Source organism: Allobosea spartocytisi, from assembly GCF_014764685.1.
In the GTDB taxonomy this organism is placed as follows: domain Bacteria; phylum Pseudomonadota; class Alphaproteobacteria; order Rhizobiales; family Beijerinckiaceae; genus Allobosea; species Allobosea spartocytisi.
In genome coordinates, this window is the sequence record NZ_JACXWY010000043.1 from 1 (window position 1) to 17,904 (window position 17,904).

At 66.5% G+C, this 17,904-nt stretch carries 16 protein-coding genes and 1 pseudogene; 12 read left to right on the forward strand and 5 right to left on the reverse strand.

Features of this window, described 5'->3' with window-relative positions; all coding sequences use genetic code 11:
- Positions 1-567, reverse strand: a pseudogene (locus IED13_RS27885) (flagellar biosynthetic protein FliO); the annotation flags it as partial.
- A gap of 220 nt (positions 568-787) precedes the next feature.
- Between IED13_RS27885 and IED13_RS27890 the strand changes: the two are divergent.
- The 7 genes from IED13_RS27890 (at position 788) to cckA (ending at position 6,770) form a co-directional block, all read left to right on the forward strand.
- Positions 788-1,183: a flagellar basal body rod protein FlgB gene (locus tag IED13_RS27890; protein WP_038358641.1), complete on the forward strand. Its 396-nt coding sequence runs from the start codon at positions 788-790 to the stop codon at positions 1,181-1,183.
- A 26-nt stretch (positions 1,184-1,209) separates the two neighbouring features.
- Positions 1,210-1,620: a flagellar basal body rod protein FlgC gene (gene flgC / locus IED13_RS27895; RefSeq protein WP_038358643.1), complete on the forward strand. Its 411-nt coding sequence runs from the start codon at positions 1,210-1,212 to the stop codon at positions 1,618-1,620.
- A gap of 32 nt (positions 1,621-1,652) precedes the next feature.
- Positions 1,653-1,979: a flagellar hook-basal body complex protein FliE gene (gene fliE, locus IED13_RS27900; protein ID WP_038358645.1), complete on the forward strand. Its 327-nt coding sequence runs from the start codon at positions 1,653-1,655 to the stop codon at positions 1,977-1,979.
- A gap of 21 nt (positions 1,980-2,000) precedes the next feature.
- Positions 2,001-2,267 (forward strand): flagellar biosynthesis protein FliQ, encoded by a 267-nt coding sequence (gene fliQ, locus IED13_RS27905; protein WP_038358647.1) that lies wholly within the window; start codon positions 2,001-2,003, stop codon positions 2,265-2,267.
- A gap of 80 nt (positions 2,268-2,347) precedes the next feature.
- The gene (gene fliR / locus IED13_RS27910) at positions 2,348-3,106 is read left to right on the forward strand and encodes a flagellar biosynthetic protein FliR (RefSeq protein WP_038359952.1); all 759 of its coding nucleotides are present in this window, start codon (positions 2,348-2,350) and stop codon (positions 3,104-3,106) included.
- Positions 3,107-3,112: 6 nt separating this feature from the next.
- On the forward strand, positions 3,113-4,180 hold the full coding sequence (gene flhB, locus IED13_RS27915) for a flagellar biosynthesis protein FlhB (protein ID WP_038358649.1): 1,068 nt from the start codon (positions 3,113-3,115) through the stop codon (positions 4,178-4,180).
- An 85-nt stretch (positions 4,181-4,265) separates the two neighbouring features.
- Positions 4,266-6,770 carry a cell cycle histidine kinase CckA gene (cckA, locus tag IED13_RS27920; RefSeq protein WP_191126072.1) on the forward strand — a complete coding sequence of 835 codons (2,505 nt, stop codon included), beginning with the start codon at positions 4,266-4,268 and terminating at the stop codon, positions 6,768-6,770.
- A gap of 125 nt (positions 6,771-6,895) precedes the next feature.
- Here cckA and IED13_RS27925 read toward each other — a convergent pair whose 3' ends face one another.
- Positions 6,896-7,768, reverse strand: a complete 873-nt coding sequence (locus tag IED13_RS27925; protein WP_133563257.1) for a flagellar motor protein MotB — start codon at positions 7,766-7,768, stop codon at positions 6,896-6,898.
- A 28-nt stretch (positions 7,769-7,796) separates the two neighbouring features.
- Complete coding sequence (gene motA / locus IED13_RS27930; RefSeq protein ID WP_112765282.1) at positions 7,797-8,654, reverse strand: flagellar motor stator protein MotA; 858 nt, start codon at positions 8,652-8,654, stop codon at positions 7,797-7,799.
- A gap of 413 nt (positions 8,655-9,067) precedes the next feature.
- Between motA and recA the strand changes: the two genes are divergently transcribed.
- The 3 genes from recA to IED13_RS27945 all read left to right on the forward strand — a co-directional run bounded on the left by recA (position 9,068) and on the right by IED13_RS27945 (position 13,696).
- Entirely contained in the window at positions 9,068-10,114 is a 1,047-nt protein-coding gene (gene recA, locus IED13_RS27935) for a recombinase RecA (protein ID WP_112765288.1), read from the forward strand.
- Positions 10,115-10,394: 280 nt separating this feature from the next.
- Positions 10,395-13,037 carry an alanine--tRNA ligase gene (gene alaS, locus IED13_RS27940; RefSeq protein WP_113254693.1) on the forward strand — a complete coding sequence of 881 codons (2,643 nt, stop codon included), beginning with the start codon at positions 10,395-10,397 and terminating at the stop codon, positions 13,035-13,037.
- On the forward strand, positions 13,037-13,696 hold the full coding sequence (locus IED13_RS27945) for a hypothetical protein (protein WP_191126073.1): 660 nt from the start codon (positions 13,037-13,039) through the stop codon (positions 13,694-13,696). Before alaS ends, IED13_RS27945 begins: the two co-directional genes overlap by 1 nt.
- Positions 13,697-13,805: 109 nt before the next feature.
- Here IED13_RS27945 and IED13_RS29130 read toward each other — a convergent pair whose 3' ends face one another.
- Positions 13,806-13,937: a hypothetical protein gene (locus IED13_RS29130; RefSeq protein WP_260368347.1), complete on the reverse strand. Its 132-nt coding sequence runs from the start codon at positions 13,935-13,937 to the stop codon at positions 13,806-13,808.
- Positions 13,938-14,363: 426 nt separating this feature from the next.
- Here IED13_RS29130 and IED13_RS27950 point away from each other — a divergent pair, with 426 nt between their 5' ends.
- The gene (locus IED13_RS27950; protein ID WP_191126074.1) at positions 14,364-15,266 is read left to right on the forward strand and encodes a GNAT family N-acetyltransferase; all 903 of its coding nucleotides are present in this window, start codon (positions 14,364-14,366) and stop codon (positions 15,264-15,266) included.
- A 167-nt stretch (positions 15,267-15,433) separates the two neighbouring features.
- Here IED13_RS27950 and IED13_RS27955 read toward each other — a convergent pair whose 3' ends face one another.
- A complete protein-coding gene (locus IED13_RS27955) occupies positions 15,434-16,648 on the reverse strand; it encodes an NADP-dependent isocitrate dehydrogenase (RefSeq protein WP_038358662.1) in 1,215 nt (404 codons plus the stop codon).
- A 327-nt stretch (positions 16,649-16,975) separates the two neighbouring features.
- Here IED13_RS27955 and IED13_RS27960 point away from each other — a divergent pair, with 327 nt between their 5' ends.
- Positions 16,976-17,680 carry a hypothetical protein gene (locus IED13_RS27960; protein ID WP_191126075.1) on the forward strand — a complete coding sequence of 235 codons (705 nt, stop codon included), beginning with the start codon at positions 16,976-16,978 and terminating at the stop codon, positions 17,678-17,680.
- The last annotated feature ends 224 nt before the right edge of the window (positions 17,681-17,904 follow it).

The window sequence follows — 17,904 nt, forward strand, 5'->3', positions numbered from 1 at the left end:
CGTGGGCGCAGCGGCCGCGCCGACCTCCTCAAGGCCGAGCGCGGCCGCGACGCCCGCGCTCGCTGCAGTGACGGCCTCGGCATGCGTCTGGGCGTGGCGGGTGGGCAACGGGGGCAGGACGTCGGGGCTGGCGGAAACCGCAGCACCGCGACGAATCTCGTCACCGGCCCGTAGCGCAGGCTCACTCGGCGGCACCAGCGTCTCGAAGGGCGGCAGCGGCCTGTCGGGCGCCGCGCCCTCGCTATAGGAGGGAGCCGTGGCGCGCGCACCGCTGCGCAGGATATTGGTCTCCACGACGACATCGGAGGCCCCGCCGAGCATGATGAGATGCTCGACATTGTCGCGGCGGATCAGCACGAGCTGGCGCTGCCGGTCGAGATCATAGGTATCGACGATGCCCAGCCGTGGCTGGCGCTGCCGACCGCCGGCCTGCCCGCGCATCCTGAGGCGCCCACCCTGTATCTGCCGAACGAACAGGCCGAGCAGGGCAAGAAGTACCAGGATGACCACGGAGGCGACGATCACCTTCTGTGCGGTCGTGAGTTCCAATCCGAACAAGCTCTGCAAGGTCTGCCTCTTCCGCGACGGCCGCCCTGGGCGGCAGAAGTTCCGCTCAAGGTTCAACACCTTGGCTATAGCATAACGCTTTCCTTAACGGGAAACATGGTGAACGCGTGGTTAACCGGTTATCCGAAAGGCGATGCGTTTAACGCCTTCTTAACCATGAGCCCGGCAAGATTTGCCCAGTGAGGCGGCCATGCGGGCCCGCCCCTGCGAGGCGGCAGCCATGGCGAATGACGGCTTGAACATCGGCGGCGGCCTCATGCAGGCCCTCAAGCTGCGCATGCATTACCAGCAGTCGCGGCAAAAGGTGCTGTCCGAGAACGTCGCCAATGCCGACAGCCCGGGCTTCCGCCCCGTCGACCTGAAGCCGCCGGGCTTCGACCGGGGCGGCGTGGCGCTCGCCCGCACCAGCGCCGGACATATGAGCCTGACCGGCGGCAAGGGTGGCTTCGACAGCACCGGCGCCCCGCGCTTCGAGACGACCCCGAACGGCAACGCCGTCAACCTCGAGGACGAGATGATGAAGGTCGCCCAGAACCAGTCCGACTACCAGCTCGCCGCCTCGCTCTACAGCAAGGGCCTCGGCCTGATGAAGATCGCGATCGGCAAGGGCCGCTGAAGCAGCGATCGCGGAGGGAGCATCTCATGGAATTGATGAAGAGCCTCGCCATCGCCGCCTCCGGCCTGCGCAGCCAGTCGGGGCGCATGCGCGTCATCGCCGAGAACATCGCCAACGCCGATTCCGGGCCGGAGCGCGCCGGCGCCGACCCCTATCGCCGCAAGGTGCCGAGCTTCCAGCGCCATTTCGACCGCGAGCTCGATGCCCAGACGGTCGCGCTCGGCCGCGTCCAGCGCGACCCCAGCGCCTTCCGCGTCAAGCACGAGCCCGGCAACCCGGCCGCCGACGCCAGCGGCAACGTGCAGATGCCGAACGTCAATTCGCTGGTCGAGATGGTCGACATGCGCGAGGCCCAGCGCAGCTACGAGGCCAACCTGAACCTGATCTCCTCCACCCGGCGGATGATCCAGCGCACCATCGACATCCTGCGCGCCTGAACAGCGCGCCTCCAGAAGGAGACTGAACCGCCATGGCTACACCGGGCTTCGCTGCAGGCGCCTATGCCTCGATCGGGGGATTGGGCGCCGGCAATCTGATGAAGAAACCCGCCGCCGGCATCGGCGGCGCGGAAGCGGGCGGCCCGGACTTCTCCGCGCTGCTCGGCAAGGCGCTCGATTCCACGGCCGAGGCCGGCCGCAAGGCCGACGTCCAGACGGCGAGCGTCGCCGCCGGCCGTGCCGACGTGGTCGATGTCGTCACGGCGGTGGCCGAAAGCGAGACCGCGATCGAGACACTGGTGGCGGTGCGCGACCGCGTCATCGCGGCCTATGAAGACATCATGCGGATGCCGGTCTGACGGCGGGGACGGATCGAAACCATGACTTCCGGAGCCATCCTCGACATCGCCCGCGACGGCATCGTCGTCTTCCTCAAGGTCGGCGGCCCGCTGATGGCGGTCGCGCTGCTCGTCGGCCTCGTCGTCTCGCTGGTGCAGGCGCTGACCCAGATCCAGGAGCAGACGCTGGTCTTCGTCCCGAAGATTCTCGCCGTCTTCGCTTCGCTGCTCCTGCTTCTTCCGTTCATGGGAGACGCGCTGGCAGGTTATATGGGACGGGTCGCCGTCCGAATCGCCACGGGCGGATGAACCTGCCGCGGCTGCGCCCCGCCCTCGCCGGTGGTGCCGTCCAGCGGCGTCCATTCCGGCGCGAGGATGACCGCGGCACGATGCAGATCGCGATCCTGCCCCAGATCGGCGCGCTGTTCGTGCTCGTCTTCGCGCGGGTCGGCACGCTGGTCATGCTCATGCCCGGCATCGGCGAGCGCTTCATCTTCTCGCGCGCCCGGCTCTCGCTCGCCTTCTTCATCGCGCTGATGATCCTGCCGATGGCGCGTCCCTCGCTGCAGATCCCGGAGACCCTCCCCGCCCTGGCCACGCTGCTGATCGGCGAATTGCTGATCGGGCTGGTCATCGGCGTCTGCGCCCGGCTGGTGATGGCGGCGCTCCAGACGGCCGGCACCATCGTCGCCCAGTCCATGGGCCTCGGCTTCGCCATGACGGTCGACCCCACCGGCGGCAACCAGAACCCCTCGATCGGCAACTTCCTGACGATGCTCGGCATCACGCTGATCCTCACCAGCGACCTGCACCACATCGCCATCGCCGCGATCCACGAGAGCTACCGCCTGCTGCCGCCCGGCGGTGCGCCGGATCTGACCGATGTGATGACGCTCGCCGTGCGCTCCACGGCGCAGGGCTTCGCGCTGGCGGTGCAGATCGCGGCGCCCTTCATCGTCTTCGGCCTGCTCTTCAATCTAGGGCTGGGCGTGCTGGCGCGGATGATGCCACAGCTCCAGGTCTTCTTCCTCGCCGTGCCGGCCTCGATCTTCGGCGGCATGCTGATGCTGCTCGTCGTCCTCGGCGTGATGATGAGCGTCTTCATGAACGGGCTCGGCGTCTTCCTGCGCCAGTTCACCGGGGGCTAGCGCGGGATGGCGGACGACTCCGACAAGGAAGACAGGACAGAGGACCCGACCCAGCGAAAGCTGGACGAAGCCACGGAGAAAGGCGACGTCCCCAAATCGCAGGAGATCGGTACCTTCTTCGTGCTCTGCGGCTTCACGCTGTCGCTGTTGGTCGCTGCCGGCTGGTCGGCACGCGACGCCATGCTCTCGCTGCGCGGCTTCCTGATGAACGCCCATCAGGTTCCGCCCGACGGCGCCGCCTTCATGCAGGTGACGCGGCAAGGCGTGCTGACCGGCTTCATGGCGCTCGGCCTGCCCTTCGCCTTCATCCTCTGCGCGGGCCTGGCCGGCGCGTTCATCCAGCACAAGCTGCTCTGGACCTTCGAGCCGCTGATGCCGAAATTCGACCGCATCTCGCCGATGGCCGGCCTCAAGCGGCTGTTCGGCAAGGAGGCCTGGGTCAACTTCGCCAAGGGCCTCGCCAAGACGACGCTGATCGGCATCGTGATCTGGTACACGCTCTGGAACCAGCACGACCGGCTGGAAGCCTTCGCCGAGATGAACGTGTCCGCGCTGATGCCGGCGGCGCTCTCACTGGCGATCCAGCTCATGGGCGCGGTGCTGGCGCTTTTCGCCGTCATCGCCATCGGCGACTTCGTCTGGCAGCGCTTTTCCTGGTACCAGCGCCAGAAGATGACGAAGGAGGAGCTCAAGCAGGAGTTCAAGAACTCCGAGGGCAATCCCGAGATCAAGGCCAAGCTGCGCCAGATCCGCAGCCAGCGCGTGCGCAAGCGCATGATGGCGGCTGTGCCCAAGGCGACGGTCATCATCACCAACCCGACCCACTTCGCGGTGGCGCTGCAATACGAGCCCGGCATGGCCGCACCGCTCTGCCTCGCCAAGGGGGTCGATGCCGTCGCGCTCAAGATCCGCGAGGTCGCGGGCGAGCACCACGTCCCGATCGTCGAGAATCCGCCGCTCGCCCGCGCGCTCCACGCGACGGTCGGCATCGACGAAGAAATTCCTGTCGAACACTATCAGGCTGTCGCCGAAGTCATCGGTTACGTCTTGCGCCTGAAGGGCCGCCGCGCCTAACTCGACAGCGGATGCGAATGAACCTAAGCCGCCAGTCTTCTCCCCGCCGGACGGGCACGGCAGCAAGGAAACGGACTTGACCGCAATGAGCGGAAGCACGGCCACCAGCGCGATCGATCGCTCCGACAAGCCGGGGCATATCGGCGTCATCCTGCTCGTCGCCGGCCTGCTCGTCGGCGCGGCGATCGCGCTCGGCTTCATCGCCAACGAATGGGCCCAGCCGCTGATCCTCGGCCTGCTCGCCATCCTCTCCGTCGTCGGCGTCTTCGGCCTCTTCGCCTATGCGATCGGCCTGATCCAGTTCTCCGGCCGCGCCGCGCGCAACGACCTCACCAAGACCATCGTCGACGGCGCCGATGACGGCATCGTCGTCACCGAGGGCGAGAACGACATCGTCTATGCCAACGAGGCCTATCTCGGCCTCGCGGGCGCAACCGGCGCCAACGATCTGAAGCCGGTCGGCCGGCTGCTCACCGGCCGCGCCGACGTCTCCGAAGCGATCTACCGGCTCGCCACCGCCGCGCGCGAGAACCGCCGCCTCGTCGAGGAGGTCCGGCTGGAACCCGCGCTCAACGGGCGCGGTGAGGTCGGCTGGTATCGCGTCCGCGTCGCGCCGGTGCGCCGCGAGACCTCGACCGCGACGCTCTGGACCGTCTCCGACGTCACCCCCGAGCGCGAGCGGCAGGAGAACGCCTTCCAGGAGCTCCAGCACGCCATCGACTATCTCGACCATGCGCCCGCCGGTTTCGTCTCGATCGACGCCGACGGCGAGGTCTCCTATCTCAACGCGACGCTGTCAGGCTGGCTCGATTTCGACCTCGCCCGCTTCGGCTCGGGCGGCCTGCATCTCGACGATATCTGCACGCCGGCCGCCGCCGCCCTCATTCAGGCGATCCGCGGCCAGCCCGGCGATGTCCGCGTCGAGGTGCTCGATCTCGACCTCAAGCGCCGCAACGGCTCTCCCCTGCCGGTGCGCCTGCACCATCAGGTCGCCTTCGGTCAGGACGGCCGCGCCGGCCCCTCGCGCACCCTGGTCCTCAACCGCGCCGCCGGCGAGGCCGGTGCCGATAGCCGCAGCGATGCCGAGGTCCGCTTCGCGCGCTTCTTCCACTCGACGCCGATGGCGATCGCCACCGTCGACAAGGCCGGCGCGATTCTGCGCTCCAACGCCGCCTTCGCCCGGCTGGTCCCGGCCGGCGTACAGGTCGTGACGATCCAGGATCTCGCCGCACCGGGCTCCGGCCTGGACAAGGCGATGATCGAGACGATGGAGGGCGTTTCGGGGGCAAGCCCGCTCGACGTGACGCTCTCGGGCGAGGATGGCCGCTCGGCGAGGCTCTATCTCTCGCCCGTCGCCGCCTCCGAGGACGGCGATGGCGAGCGCGCCATCGTCTACGCGCTGGAAACCACCGCCGAGCGCAAGCTGCGCGACAACATGGACCAGGCCGGCAAGATGCAGGCCGTCGGCCAGCTCGCCGGCGGCATCGCGCACGACTTCAACAACGTGCTGCAGGTCATCATCAACGCCTCCGAGTTCCTGCTCGCCAGCCACCGGCCGACCGACCCGTCCTTCCCGGACATCATGCAGATCAAGCAGAACGCCTACCGCGCCGCGGCGCTGGTGCGGCAGCTGCTCGCTTTCTCGCGCCGCCAGACCCTGCGTCCGCAGGTGCTGGAGCTCGGCGAGGTGCTCTCGGATCTCTCGCTGATGCTGAAGCGGGTCGTCGCCGACAAGGTCACGCTCGACGTCCGCCAGGGCCGCGATCTCTGGCCGGTCAAGGCCGATCTCGGCCAGCTCGAGCAGGTCATCGTCAACCTCGCCGTCAACGCCCGCGACGCCATGCCCGACGGCGGCAAGCTGACCGTGCGCACCCGCAACGTCGCCCGCGAGGATTGCGTGAGCTTCGGCCACGAGGCGCTGCCGATCGACGATTACGTGCTGCTCGAGGTCGAGGACAGCGGCACCGGCATCCCGCAGGAGCATCTCGACAAGATCTTCGAACCCTTCTTCACCACCAAGGAGGTCGGCAAGGGCACGGGCTTGGGCCTCTCCATGGTCTACGGCATCGTCAAGCAGACGGGCGGCTACGTCTTCGTCGACTCCACCGTCGGCAAGGGCACGGCCTTCCAGATCTTCCTGCCGCGCCATGTCCCGAGCGAAGAGGAGATCGCCGCCGAAGCCGCCGCCAAGGAGGCGCCGAAGAAGCTCGCCGCCGACCACACCGGTGCCGGCGTCATCCTGCTGGTCGAGGACGAGGACGCGGTGCGTGCGCTCAACGCCCGCATGCTGGTCTCGCGCGGCTATACCGTCCACGAGGCCGCCTCGGGCGTCGAGGCGCTCGACATCTTCCTGCAGAAGGACGGCAACATCGACCTCGTCGTTTCCGATGTCGTGATGCCGGAAATGGACGGCCCGACCCTGCTCGGCGAATTGCGCCAGCGCAATCCGAACACCAAGGTCGTCTTCGTCTCCGGCTATGCCGAGGAAGCCTTCCGCAAGAACCTGCCCGAGGGCGAGAGCTTCCACTTCCTGCCCAAGCCCTTCACCATGAAGCAGCTCGTCGAGACGGTGAAGGCGGCGATGGGCTGATCGGGCCCAACGGCGGGGCGGGCCAATCCTGCTTCATCCAGCGGATTTTATGCTCCGATCAGACGGCGTGGTTTGTCTTAAACCCACAATTGGCACCGAGCATCGTTTCGATGGTGCCTAGCCCGTCAGGGACGGGCGCCCGGGGGCAGCGGTGGCTCCGCATTGAGCAGCGTGATCGTCACCCGTCGGTTCGGCGGGATGTAGGGATTCTCGACGAAAAGCGGCTCGGTGTCGGCGCGTCCCACCACGGACGTGAAGCGGTTGCTGGGAAGCCCGGCACCCGACAGGATCTCGCGCACGGCGAGCGCGCGCCCGGCGGTGAGGCTCCAGGAATCGACGGCCGGCACCGCGCCCGGGCTCGTGGCGGCCGTGTGGCCGGCGACAGACAGTTGGTTGGGCATCCGGCGCAGGGTGGGCGCGAGCGCCTCCAGCACGAGACGGGTGTGCTGGTAGGGCTGGACCGAGCCCTCGGGGAACATGGCGCGGCCGTTCTCATCCACGAGGGAAACGTTCAGCCCCTCCTTGGTCGGCTCGATCACGATGTTGCGCGACAGCTCGGCAATTTCGGGCATGCTCTGGATCGCCTGCCGGAGGCTGGCGATGGCGCTGTAATTGGCTTGCACGCCGGCAGACGGGCGGTTCGCCTCGCGGTCGCTGGCGTGGCCCGAATTGGTCGGACGCGCTTTGTCGTCCTGCCCGGTCGTACCCCTCGCGGCGTCGCGGGGCACCGACGACCTGTTGCCGGCCTTGTCCAGGGCACTGCCCATCAGGACGCTGCCAGCGCCACTGGTTGAAAGACTCGCAGCCGCTGGCGCGAAGTATTCCGCCAGGCCGATCTTCTGCTCCTGCGTCGTCATGCTGATCAGCCACATCAGCAGGAAGAACGCCATCATGGCGGTCACGAAGTCCGCATAGGCGATCTTCCAGGCGCCGCCATGGTGCGCATGAGCGGCCTTCTTGACCTTCTTGATGATGATCGGCTGGACGGGCTTGGTCATCGAGTGCCTGCTGGAGATTGTGTCAGATCTAGGCGGGCAGGCCGGCGGTCGCCGCTTCCACTTCGCTGAAGGTCGGGCGGACGTCGCTCATCAGAGCCTTGCGGGCGAATTCGACCGCCATCACCGGCGGCTGGCCGGCGATATGGGCGAGCAGACCCGCCTTGAGCGAAAGGTAGTATTTGGCTTCCGCCTCATAGATGCCCTTGAGCGACTGCGCCATGGGCCCGAAGAAGCCGTAGGCGACGAAGACGCCGAAGAAGGTGCCGACGAGCGCGCCGCCGATCAGATGTCCCAGCACCTCCGGCGGCTCGGTGATCGCCCCCATCGTCTTGATCACGCCGAGCACGGCGGCGACGATGCCGAGCGCCGGAGTTCCGTCGGCAAGCGACTGCATGGCCGCAACGACACGCTCCTGCTCCTGGTGGTGCGTCTCCAGTTCCTCGTCCATGAGAGCGTCCATCTCGTGGACGTTGTTGGCGCCCATCGTCAACATGCGCATGTAGTCGCAGACGAACTCGACCGCGTGATGGTTCGCCGCAAAAGTCGGAAAGGCGTTGAACAGCGTCGATTCGCTCGGATTTTCAATGTGCTGCTCGACCGCGAGCATGCCCTTCTGCTTCACGAGCTTGTACAATGAATACTGCATCCCCAGCAGTTCGACGTAGCATTCCTGCTTGTACTTGGCGCCCTTCATGAGCGAGCCGAGCATGGCGGGCACGGCCTTGAGCACCGGCGCGGGGTTGCCGATGACGAAGGCACCGATCGCTGCACCGAGGATGATGACAAACTCGAAGGGCTGCCAGAGGACCTCGAGGTGGCCGCCCATCGCCGCGTAGCTACCGAAGACGCAGACGAAGACGATGATTGTGCCGACGATCAGCCGCATGGTTTGCCACCCTCGCGCCGCAGCAGGTACAGCCCGCGCGAAGCCACTCACTGGTCCGAGGAAATGCCCGATCAAGGTTAAGGGCGAGTTTATGGCCAGTGGCCCGCAGGCTTGTAAGCGTCGTCCTCCGGCCACGGCTTCGAGGCTTGGGCGGCAGGAGCGAGAAGCGACCGGATCCGGGCGATCTCCCAATGTCCGGTTGCCGCGCGGATCGCCCATTTGTCCCCTTGGTCAGAGCGGGCTCATGACATCTCCTGTCACCATACCCGCAACGGGAACAAAAAAAGAACTTGCCGACAGGAACAAAGCGTGACCATTCTCCTGTCAAGACGCATTGAGATGTCTCTGCAGCCCTGCCATAAGGAGCCCGAACCGTGAATCAGGCAAATCTCAAGCTCGTGGAAGGCTCCTCGATGGACAAGGCCAAGGCGCTCGATGCGGCGCTCTCCCAGATCGAACGTGCCTTCGGCAAGGGCTCGATCATGCGGCTCGGCAAGAACTCGCCTTCGATCGAGATCGAGACGATCTCCACGGGTTCGCTCGGGCTCGACATCGCGCTCGGCGTCGGCGGCTTGCCCAGGGGGCGCGTCATCGAGATCTATGGGCCGGAATCCTCGGGCAAGACCACGCTGGCGCTGCATACCATCGCCGAAGCCCAGAAGAAGGGCGGCGTCTGCGCCTTCGTCGATGCCGAGCATGCGCTCGACCCGGTCTATGCCCGCAAGCTCGGCGTCAATCTCGACGACCTGCTGATCTCCCAGCCCGACACCGGCGAGCAGGCGCTCGAGATCACCGATACCCTCGTGCGCTCCGGTGCCATCGACGTGCTCGTGGTCGACTCGGTCGCCGCGCTCACGCCCCGCGCCGAGATCGAGGGCGAGATGGGCGATGTCCAGCCCGGCCTGCAGGCCCGCCTGATGAGCCAGGCGCTGCGCAAGCTCACCGCCTCGATCTCGCGCTCGAACTGCATGGTGATCTTCATCAATCAGATCCGCATGAAGATCGGCGTGATGTACGGTAGCCCGGAGACCACCACCGGCGGCAACGCGCTCAAATTCTATGCCTCGGTGCGCCTCGACATCCGCCGCGTCTCGACGCTGAAGGAGCGCGACGAGGCGACCGGCAATCAGGTCCGCGTCAAGGTCGTCAAGAACAAGGTCGCGCCGCCCTTCAAGCAGGTCGAGTTCGACATCATGTTCGGCGAGGGCATCTCGAAGGTCGGCGAACTGATCGACCTCGGCGTCAAGGCCGGCATGGTCGAGAAGTCGGGCGCCTGGTTCTCCTTCGACAGCCAGCGCCTCGGCCAGGGCCGCGAGAACGCCAAGACCTTCCTGAAGGGAAATCCGGACATGGCCGCCAAGATCGAGGCCACGATCCGCCAGAATTCCGGTCTGGTCGCCGAGCGCATTCTCGATCAGGCGGACCCGACCGCGGACGATCTTGACGAAGGCGAAGCCTGAGACAACCAATGCCGTCATGCTCGGGCTTGACCCGAGCATCTCAGGCCGAATGGGGCGACCTATCCTGAGAGAGCTTCTCGAGTCTGGGCTTCGCTCCGCCCGAGAATGACGTTCGATCAAGCGGGCGGCCTTCAGGCCGCCCGTTTTCGTTTGCCGATAAGACCTTGCGCGCGGTGCGCTGCAACGAGCTTTCTGGACAGGCGCGAGCGGCCTGACTAGAACCGGTCGTTCCCGCCGGGCGCCAGCCCGGCCCTGCCCGTGTTGAAAAGCGCAAGAACCGATGAGCGGCGTCAACGATATCCGGTCGACCTTCCTCGACTACTTCAAGTCTCAGGGCCACGAGGTCGTGCCGTCGAGCCCGCTCGTGCCGCGCAACGACCCGACGCTGATGTTCGCCAATTCGGGCATGGTGCAGTTCAAGAACGTCTTCACCGGTCAGGAGAAGCGTCCCTATTCCCGCGCCACCACGGCGCAGAAATGCGTGCGCGCCGGCGGCAAGCACAACGACCTCGACAATGTCGGCTACACCGCCCGCCACCACACCTTCTTCGAGATGCTGGGGAACTTCTCCTTCGGCGACTATTTCAAGGAACAGGCGATCACCCACGCCTGGACGCTGGTCACGCGCGAGTTCGAGCTGCCCAAGGACAAGCTCCTCGTCACCGTCTATTCCGAGGACGACGAGGCGCATGCCCTCTGGAAGAAGATCGCCGGCCTGACCGACGACAAGATCATCCGCATCCCGACCTCGGCCAATTTCTGGCGCATGGGCGATACCGGCCCCTGCGGCCCCTGCTCCGAGATCTTCTACGACCATGGCGACCATATCTGGGGCGGGCCGCCCGGCTCGCCCGAGGAGGATGGCGACCGCTTCATCGAGATCTGGAACCTCGTCTTCATGCAATACGAGGAGGCCGCGGGCGGCATCAGGACCGACCTGCCCCGCCCCTCGATCGACACCGGCATGGGGCTGGAGCGCGTCGCGGCCGTGCTCCAGGGCACGCATGACAACTACAATATCGACCTGTTCCGGGCCCTGATCGGCGCCATCGCCGACCTGACCTCGGTCCCCGCCGACGGGCCGATGAAGGCGAGCCACCGCGTCATCGCCGACCATCTGCGCTGCTCCGCCTTCCTGATCGCCGACGGCGTGCTGCCCTCCAATGAGGGCCGCGGCTATGTGCTGCGCCGGATCATGCGCCGCGGCATGCGGCACGCGCAGCTCCTCGGCGCCAAGGAGCCGCTGCTGCACAGGATCGTGCCGGTGCTGACCCGCGAGATGGGCCGGGCCTATCCGGAGCTCGTCCGCGCCGAGGCGCTGATCACCGAGACGCTGAAGCTGGAGGAAACCCGTTTCCGCACCACGCTGGCGCGCGGCCTCTCGCTGCTCGACGACGCCTCCAGGGACCTGACCGCCGGCCAGAGCCTCAAGGGCGACGTCGCGTTCACGCTCTATGACACCTACGGCTTCCCGCTCGACCTCACGCAGGACGCGCTGCGCGCTCGCGAGATCACGGTCGATGTCGAGGGCTTCGACGCCGCCATGCAGCAGCAGAAGGCCAAGGCGCGCGCCGCCTGGTCCGGCTCCGGCGAGGCCGCGACCGAGACGCTCTGGTACCCGCTGCGCGACAGGCTCGGCGCGACCGAGTTCCTCGGCTACGACACCGAGATTGCCGAGGGCGTGGTCACCGCGCTGATCCGCGACAATGCCGAGGTCCAGTCCCTCAAGGCCGGCGAGAGCGGCTTCATGCTGGTCAACCAGACGCCGTTCTACGGCGAGTCCGGCGGCCAGGTCGGCGATGCCGGCGTGGTCAAGGCGCCGGGCACGGTCGTCGAGGTCTCCGACGTCCAGAAGAAGCTCGGCGATGTCTTCGCCCATAGCGTCACGGTCAAGGAAGGCGAATTGAAGCTCGGCGCTGCCGTCGAGCTGATCGTCGATCATGAGCGCCGCACCGCGATCCGCGCCAACCATTCGGCGACGCATCTGCTGCACGAGGCGCTGCGCCTCGTCCTCGGCGACCATGTCGCGCAGAAGGGCTCGCTGGTCTCGCCCGACCGGCTGCGCTTCGACTTCTCGCATCCCAAGCCCATCAGCGCCGAGGAATTGCGCGAGGTCGAGGAGATCGCCAATGCGATCGTGCTGAAGAACGAACCGGTCACGACCCGGCTGATGAGCGTCGACGAGGCGATCGAATCGGGCGCGCGCGCCCTCTTCGGCGAGAAATACGGCGACGAGGTCCGCGTCGTCGCGATGGGCACGAACCCGGCCGGCAAGGCCTATTCGGTCGAGCTCTGCGGCGGCACCCATGCGGCGCGCACCGGCGACATCGGCCTCGTCAGCATCGTCGGCGAAGGCGCGGTGGCGGCGGGTGTCCGCCGTCTCGAAGCCATGACCGGCAATGGCGCCCGCCTGCGCCTCAACGAGGAATCGCGCCTGCTCGATGGGCTCGCGAGCCTGCTCAAGGTCCCGGCCTCGGAGGCCGGAAACCGTCTGGCCGCGTTGATCGAGGAGCGTCGCAAGCTCGATCGTGAATTGACCGAGGCCCGCAAGAAGCTCGCCATGGGCGGCGGCGGCGCAGCCGAAGAACCGATCCAGGAAATCGCCGGCGCCAAGCTCCTGGCGCGGGCCGTCACCGGCATCGAGATGAAGGACCTCAAAAGCCTCGCCGACGAGGCCAAGGCGCGCGTCGGCTCCGGCGTCGTCGCCATCGTCGGCGTCGCCGATGACGGGAAGGCCGGCGTCGTCGTCGGCGTCACGCCCGACCTGACCGAGCGCTTCGATGCGGTCGCGCTGGTGCGCGCGGCCTCCGAGCAGCTCGGCGGCAAGGGCGGCGGCGGCCGCCGCGACATGGCCCAGGCCGGCGGACCGGACGGCAGCAAGGCGCAGGAAGCGCTCGACGCCGTCGCGGCCGCGATGGGCTGATGCAGACCCGGAAGAGCGGTGCCGCCATAGGCGCCCTCTCCCGCCGTGTCGTGCTGATCACGGCCGGCCTTTGGCCGGCCGTCGCATCAGCTCAGAAGCAGCAAAGGCCGGCCCCGCGTCCGCCGCAGCCCGCGATCTCGGCGGCGCGCAGCATCATGGCCGGCACCCCGCTCAGCGTCTTCCTGAGCAACGCGCCGCAGGGCGCACGTCTCGCCATCGCCCGCCCGGACGATCCGGCCGAGAAGGCGATCGTCGTCCTTCAGCCGAAGACCACCGTTCCCTCCCTGCAGACGCCCGGAGCCGTCGGCGCTTACGAATTGCGGCTGACCGTCGAGAAGGACGGCGCGCCCCAAATCCTGCTGCGCCAGCCGTTCGTCACGACCGAGCCGAGCGCGACCCTGGCCGCCCCCGAGCGCGTCGGCCATAGCCAGGCGCTGCCGGTGCGCGGCATCGGCCCGAACGGCGAGCAGGATCGCGTCGTGCTGGTGCAGCCCGGCGCCCCGGCCGAGGCCGATGGGCCGCGCTTCTTCCCGGCCGAGAATGTCGAGGCGACATTGGAGGCGCCGGAGCAGCCGGGCGTCTACGAATTGCGCTATGTGATGAACGCGCCGGTCAGCGGCCCCGTCATTCTAGCCCGCCGTCCCGTCAAGGTGGAATGAATCCCGTCTGAGACCACCCCGATGCGGTGGTTTGCGGCTCGTGCGGATCGTTCCGGGAACGCAAAGCGGCCCGGTCCCCGTTCCGCAACGGCTCACATTCTACGGGGTCTCAATACTGACGTGTGACCTCGCGGAGCGCCATCAGCATCATCCAGACGAGGCCGGCTACGGTGATCCCGGCCGACAGATTTGTCAGCAGTCCGGCGACAACGCCCATGGCAAGTGCAAAGCCTGTGTTCATGCCTTGCTTGCTAGAACTGGTCTGTGCAGCTTTTTGGGTGCCGAGCCGGCATTTCCAAGGCCATTTCGTTTCCGAATCTTGCCGCGGACTCACGGCTCGCGAGGGCGCAAACGAAAAAGCCCCCGCAGGCCGAAGCCTGGTCGCCGGCGATCCGCCGCTCCATGGCCCCCTGCTCAGGCTTTCCGGACAGGAGAGCACGTCCGACGAAAGGCTCGCTCCCTTTCGCAGAACCGGGGCGCACCGGCTTCCGCGTCCGCCCCTTTGGGGACCAATCGCGGCGATCGCACAGGATGGCTGGAGCGAGTCCACAGCGGATCTCGCCATGAATTTTCCCAACCGGACGGCAACGTGACGCGATATTGTTGGCTCTGTTAGCCGGACACGCGATGCCAAGACCTGTTTGAATAGCTCTGACGGAGTTGTCCGATGTCACTCGTCTACAGGCCCGCCCGAGCGCAGGATTTGGCGACGGCAGACGCCCTCGTTGTTGCCAGCATCAACGATCTGACCACGCGCCATGGCTTCGGTCTGATGGCGACCCCAAGCGCGCCCAATTTTCAGCTGTTCTCCCTCAGGAACGACCCTGACGGCCTATGGATCGCGGAGGATGGCGATGACATCCTCGGTTTTGTCTGGAGTTGGGTGTGCGGGAATGTGTGGTTTCTTGCCCAGCTATTCGTCGATCCCGCCCAACAGGGTCGTGGCATCGGGAATGAATTATTGAAACGCAGCTTGGAACATGCCCGGAAATCGGACGTGGCTCACAAGGCCCTGATCACTTTCACCTTCAACAGGGTCTCGCAGGGCCTCTACATCCGGCATGGGCTTTTTCCAAAGATGCCGATCTATTTGTTCCGCGCGGCGCGAGAGCGGGTGATGGAGGGATTGCGGGAGCCTCCATTCGGTAGCATCCCGATCGACGACAATGCCGCGACGATGGAAAAACTGGCTGAAATCGACTCCCGCGCGATCGGCTTCACGCGAGAGAAGCATCACCGCTACCTGCTCAATGACCCGGCTGCCACAGGGGTCTTGCTCTGCTCCGGCAGCGATTGTGTCGGCTACTGCTATGTCAGTTCCAGCGGGCATATCGGACCTCTCGCGGTCAGGGAGGCCGACGCTCTCGGTGACGCCTTTGCGTCCGCATTGAAGATGGCGGCCGATCGATCCTGCGAGAACATATCGGCGTTCCTGCCCGGGACATGCGAAAGCGCCCTGAGCCTCGCAGTCAGTCGTGGCATGCGCATCACCTTCCCGATGCTGCTGATGGCATCGCACGGTTATGGAACTTGGACGCGATACCTGCCGCGCAATCCGGGCTTCATGTGATCATCGGTATCGGCTTTCGGTGAAAAGGCGCCCTGATCCTGTTCACGATGAGCGCCCGCTCCCCACCCGGGAAGCCTCAGGGCCACCTCGCGCTTCGCCTTCCCGTGCAGAAAAAAGCCCGGCCTTTCGGCCGGGCTCTGCATGGCTTGCTGCGATAGGGCCCGAGATCAGGCGGCCATCGCCTTCTTCATGTTCTCGCTGACCTTCTCGAGGAAGCCGGTCGTCGAGAGGAACTTCTGGTCGGGGCCGACCAGCAGGGCGAGGTCCTTGGTCATGTCGCCGGACTCGACCGTATCGACCGTGACCTTCTCGAGCAGCGCAGCGAACTTCGCGAGCTCGGCATTGTTGTCGAGCTTGGCGCGATGAGCGAGGCCACGCGTCCAGGCGAAGATCGAGGCGATCGAGTTGGTCGAGGTCTCCCTGCCCTTCTGGTGCTCGCGATAGTGGCGGGTCACCGTGCCGTGGGCGGCCTCGGCCTCGACGGTCTTGCCGTCCGGCGTCATCAGCACCGAGGTCATCAGGCCCAGCGAACCGAAGCCCTGCGCCACGGTGTCGGACTGCACGTCGCCGTCATAGTTCTTGCAGGCCCAGACATAGCCACCCGACCACTTCATCGCCGAGGCGACCATGTCGTCGATCAGGCGGTGCTCGTAGGTGATGCCGAGCTTGTCGAATTCGGCCTTGAACTCCTTCTCGTAGATCTCCTGGAAGATGTCCTTGAAGCGGCCGTCATAGGTCTTGAGGATGGTGTTCTTGGTCGAGAGATAGACCGGGTACTTGCGCATCAGGCCGTAATTCAGCGAGGCCCGCGCGAAGTCGCGGATCGAGTCGTCGAGGTTGTACATCGCCATGGCGACGCCAGCGTCGGGGGCCTTGAAGACCTCCTTCTCGATCACCTGGCCGTCCTCGCCGACGAACTTGATCGAGAGCGTGCCCTTGCCCGGGAATTTGAAGTCGGTCGCGCGGTACTGGTCGCCATAGGCATGGCGGCCGATGACGATCGGCTGAGTCCAGCCCGGCACGAGGCGCGGCACGTTCTTGCAGATGATCGGCTCGCGGAAGATCACGCCGCCGAGGATGTTGCGGATCGTGCCGTTCGGCGACTTCCACATCTGCTTCAGGTTGAACTCCTTCACGCGGGCTTCGTCCGGCGTGATGGTCGCGCACTTCACGGCAACGCCGTGCTTCTTGGTGGCGTTGGCGGCGTCGATCGTAACCTGATCGTCGGTCGCGTCGCGGTTCTCGACCGAGAGGTCGTAATATTCGAGTTCGAGATCGAGATAGGGGAAGATCAGCGTGTCCTTGATCTTCTGCCAGATGATCCGGGTCATCTCGTCGCCGTCCATGTCGACGACCGGGTTGGCGACCTTGATCTTGCTCATGCGATGACCCCTGTGCTCTCCAGATAGAACGTCCGAAACCGTGGCTTTCGGCCAAGGTCTCCGGCTGGTCGCTTCCTAGCGGGTTCGGGGCGGCGGGGGAAGCGCAGCTTTCGGGCAATGTCTCGCCCGGCGGTTTATGCTGCACTGCCGCAAAATCGGCAATTTCGCCGCCTAGCCTGTCCTGCCGCTCGTCATAGCGACAGGACGAACGACGTGTCTCGTATCATCATGATGTGGAGCGCCGCACCGGCATCGGCGGCGCTTTTCCTCGCAGGAATGCTGTCTTGCAGCCCGGTTTGGGCGCAGGACGCAAGCGCGGACGCCGCCGTGCAGCTCCCGATCCCACGGGGAGCCCTGCTCGACCCCGACGCCAATGGGACGGACGCGGCCGCGCCCGTCGTCGCGGATTCCGATGCCGTCGTCTTCAATCCGGCCCTGGCCGCGATCGGCCGCGCCGACACTGCGTCCGGCGCCCATCTGCGCGCCCGCGCCCCCATCCCGGTCGACATCATCCGCAAGGGCTTCCCCGCGCGCGAGACCATGACGGGCGCGGATCAGGACCGTTCCGTCGGCTTCAAGCTCGGCCAGGATGCCTTCTCGCTCTCGACCAGCCTGAACGCGCCGGCCGGGCCCGGCACCTCGCGCGACGCCCGCCTGGACTGGCGCTGGGCACGGCCCGCATCCACCGATCCCGGCGTGATCTGGGGCGTCTCGACCGGTGGCGGCGGCGCGGTGGGCGGCAATCCCGAGCAGACCGGCGATGCCACGATCGGCTATCGGCAACAGCTCTTCCCGCATCTGATGCTGACGACCCAGCTCGGCATGGCCGGCAATTATGTCTTCGCGGCGGGCGACGGCTTTCATTCCGCGCTGACGCCGGAGGTCAAGCTCTCGGTCGATCTCGCCAAGGCGGCGGACCTGCCTTGGCAGGCCTCCTTCGACCTCGCGCTCGCCCGCAAGCTGCCGCTGGTCGCCAGCGACTATGAGACGCGCGGCACCGCGCTGCTTTCGCTGAAATACAGGTGGCAATGAGGTGAGGCAGGCCGCAGGCTCATGGCGGCTTGCGGCGCGCGCGCTTCCCCGGCCCCGGCCGGCACTCTAGCCTCCGGCGCATGACACAGCCGACTTCGTCCAAATTCGCTCTCGTCACCGGCGGCACGCGCGGCATCGGCGCCGGCGCCGCCCTCGCACTGGCCAAGGCCGGCTACGAGGTTCTTGCCACCGGGCTGACTGTGGAAGAGGTTGCGGTCCCGCCC

Excerpts from the sequence above, each read along its gene's own strand:
- IED13_RS27890 (WP_038358641.1), top strand. The coding sequence starts at position 788 with ATGGCGAATGACGGCTTGAACATCGGCGGCGGCCTCATGCAGGCCCTC.
- flgC (WP_038358643.1), top strand. The coding sequence starts at position 1,210 with ATGGAATTGATGAAGAGCCTCGCCATCGCCGCCTCCGGCCTGCGCAGC.
- fliE (WP_038358645.1), top strand. The coding sequence starts at position 1,653 with ATGGCTACACCGGGCTTCGCTGCAGGCGCCTATGCCTCGATCGGGGGA.
- fliQ (WP_038358647.1), top strand. The coding sequence starts at position 2,001 with ATGACTTCCGGAGCCATCCTCGACATCGCCCGCGACGGCATCGTCGTC.
- fliR (WP_038359952.1), top strand. The coding sequence starts at position 2,348 with ATGCAGATCGCGATCCTGCCCCAGATCGGCGCGCTGTTCGTGCTCGTC.
- flhB (WP_038358649.1), top strand. The coding sequence starts at position 3,113 with ATGGCGGACGACTCCGACAAGGAAGACAGGACAGAGGACCCGACCCAG.
- cckA (WP_191126072.1), top strand. The coding sequence starts at position 4,266 with ATGAGCGGAAGCACGGCCACCAGCGCGATCGATCGCTCCGACAAGCCG.
- IED13_RS27925 (WP_133563257.1), bottom strand. The coding sequence starts at position 7,768 with ATGACCAAGCCCGTCCAGCCGATCATCATCAAGAAGGTCAAGAAGGCC.
- motA (WP_112765282.1), bottom strand. The coding sequence starts at position 8,654 with ATGCGGCTGATCGTCGGCACAATCATCGTCTTCGTCTGCGTCTTCGGT.
- recA (WP_112765288.1), top strand. The coding sequence starts at position 9,068 with ATGGACAAGGCCAAGGCGCTCGATGCGGCGCTCTCCCAGATCGAACGT.
- alaS (WP_113254693.1), top strand. The coding sequence starts at position 10,395 with ATGAGCGGCGTCAACGATATCCGGTCGACCTTCCTCGACTACTTCAAG.
- IED13_RS27945 (WP_191126073.1), top strand. The coding sequence starts at position 13,037 with ATGCAGACCCGGAAGAGCGGTGCCGCCATAGGCGCCCTCTCCCGCCGT.
- IED13_RS29130 (WP_260368347.1), bottom strand. The coding sequence starts at position 13,937 with ATGAACACAGGCTTTGCACTTGCCATGGGCGTTGTCGCCGGACTGCTG.
- IED13_RS27950 (WP_191126074.1), top strand. The coding sequence starts at position 14,364 with ATGTCACTCGTCTACAGGCCCGCCCGAGCGCAGGATTTGGCGACGGCA.
- IED13_RS27955 (WP_038358662.1), bottom strand. The coding sequence starts at position 16,648 with ATGAGCAAGATCAAGGTCGCCAACCCGGTCGTCGACATGGACGGCGAC.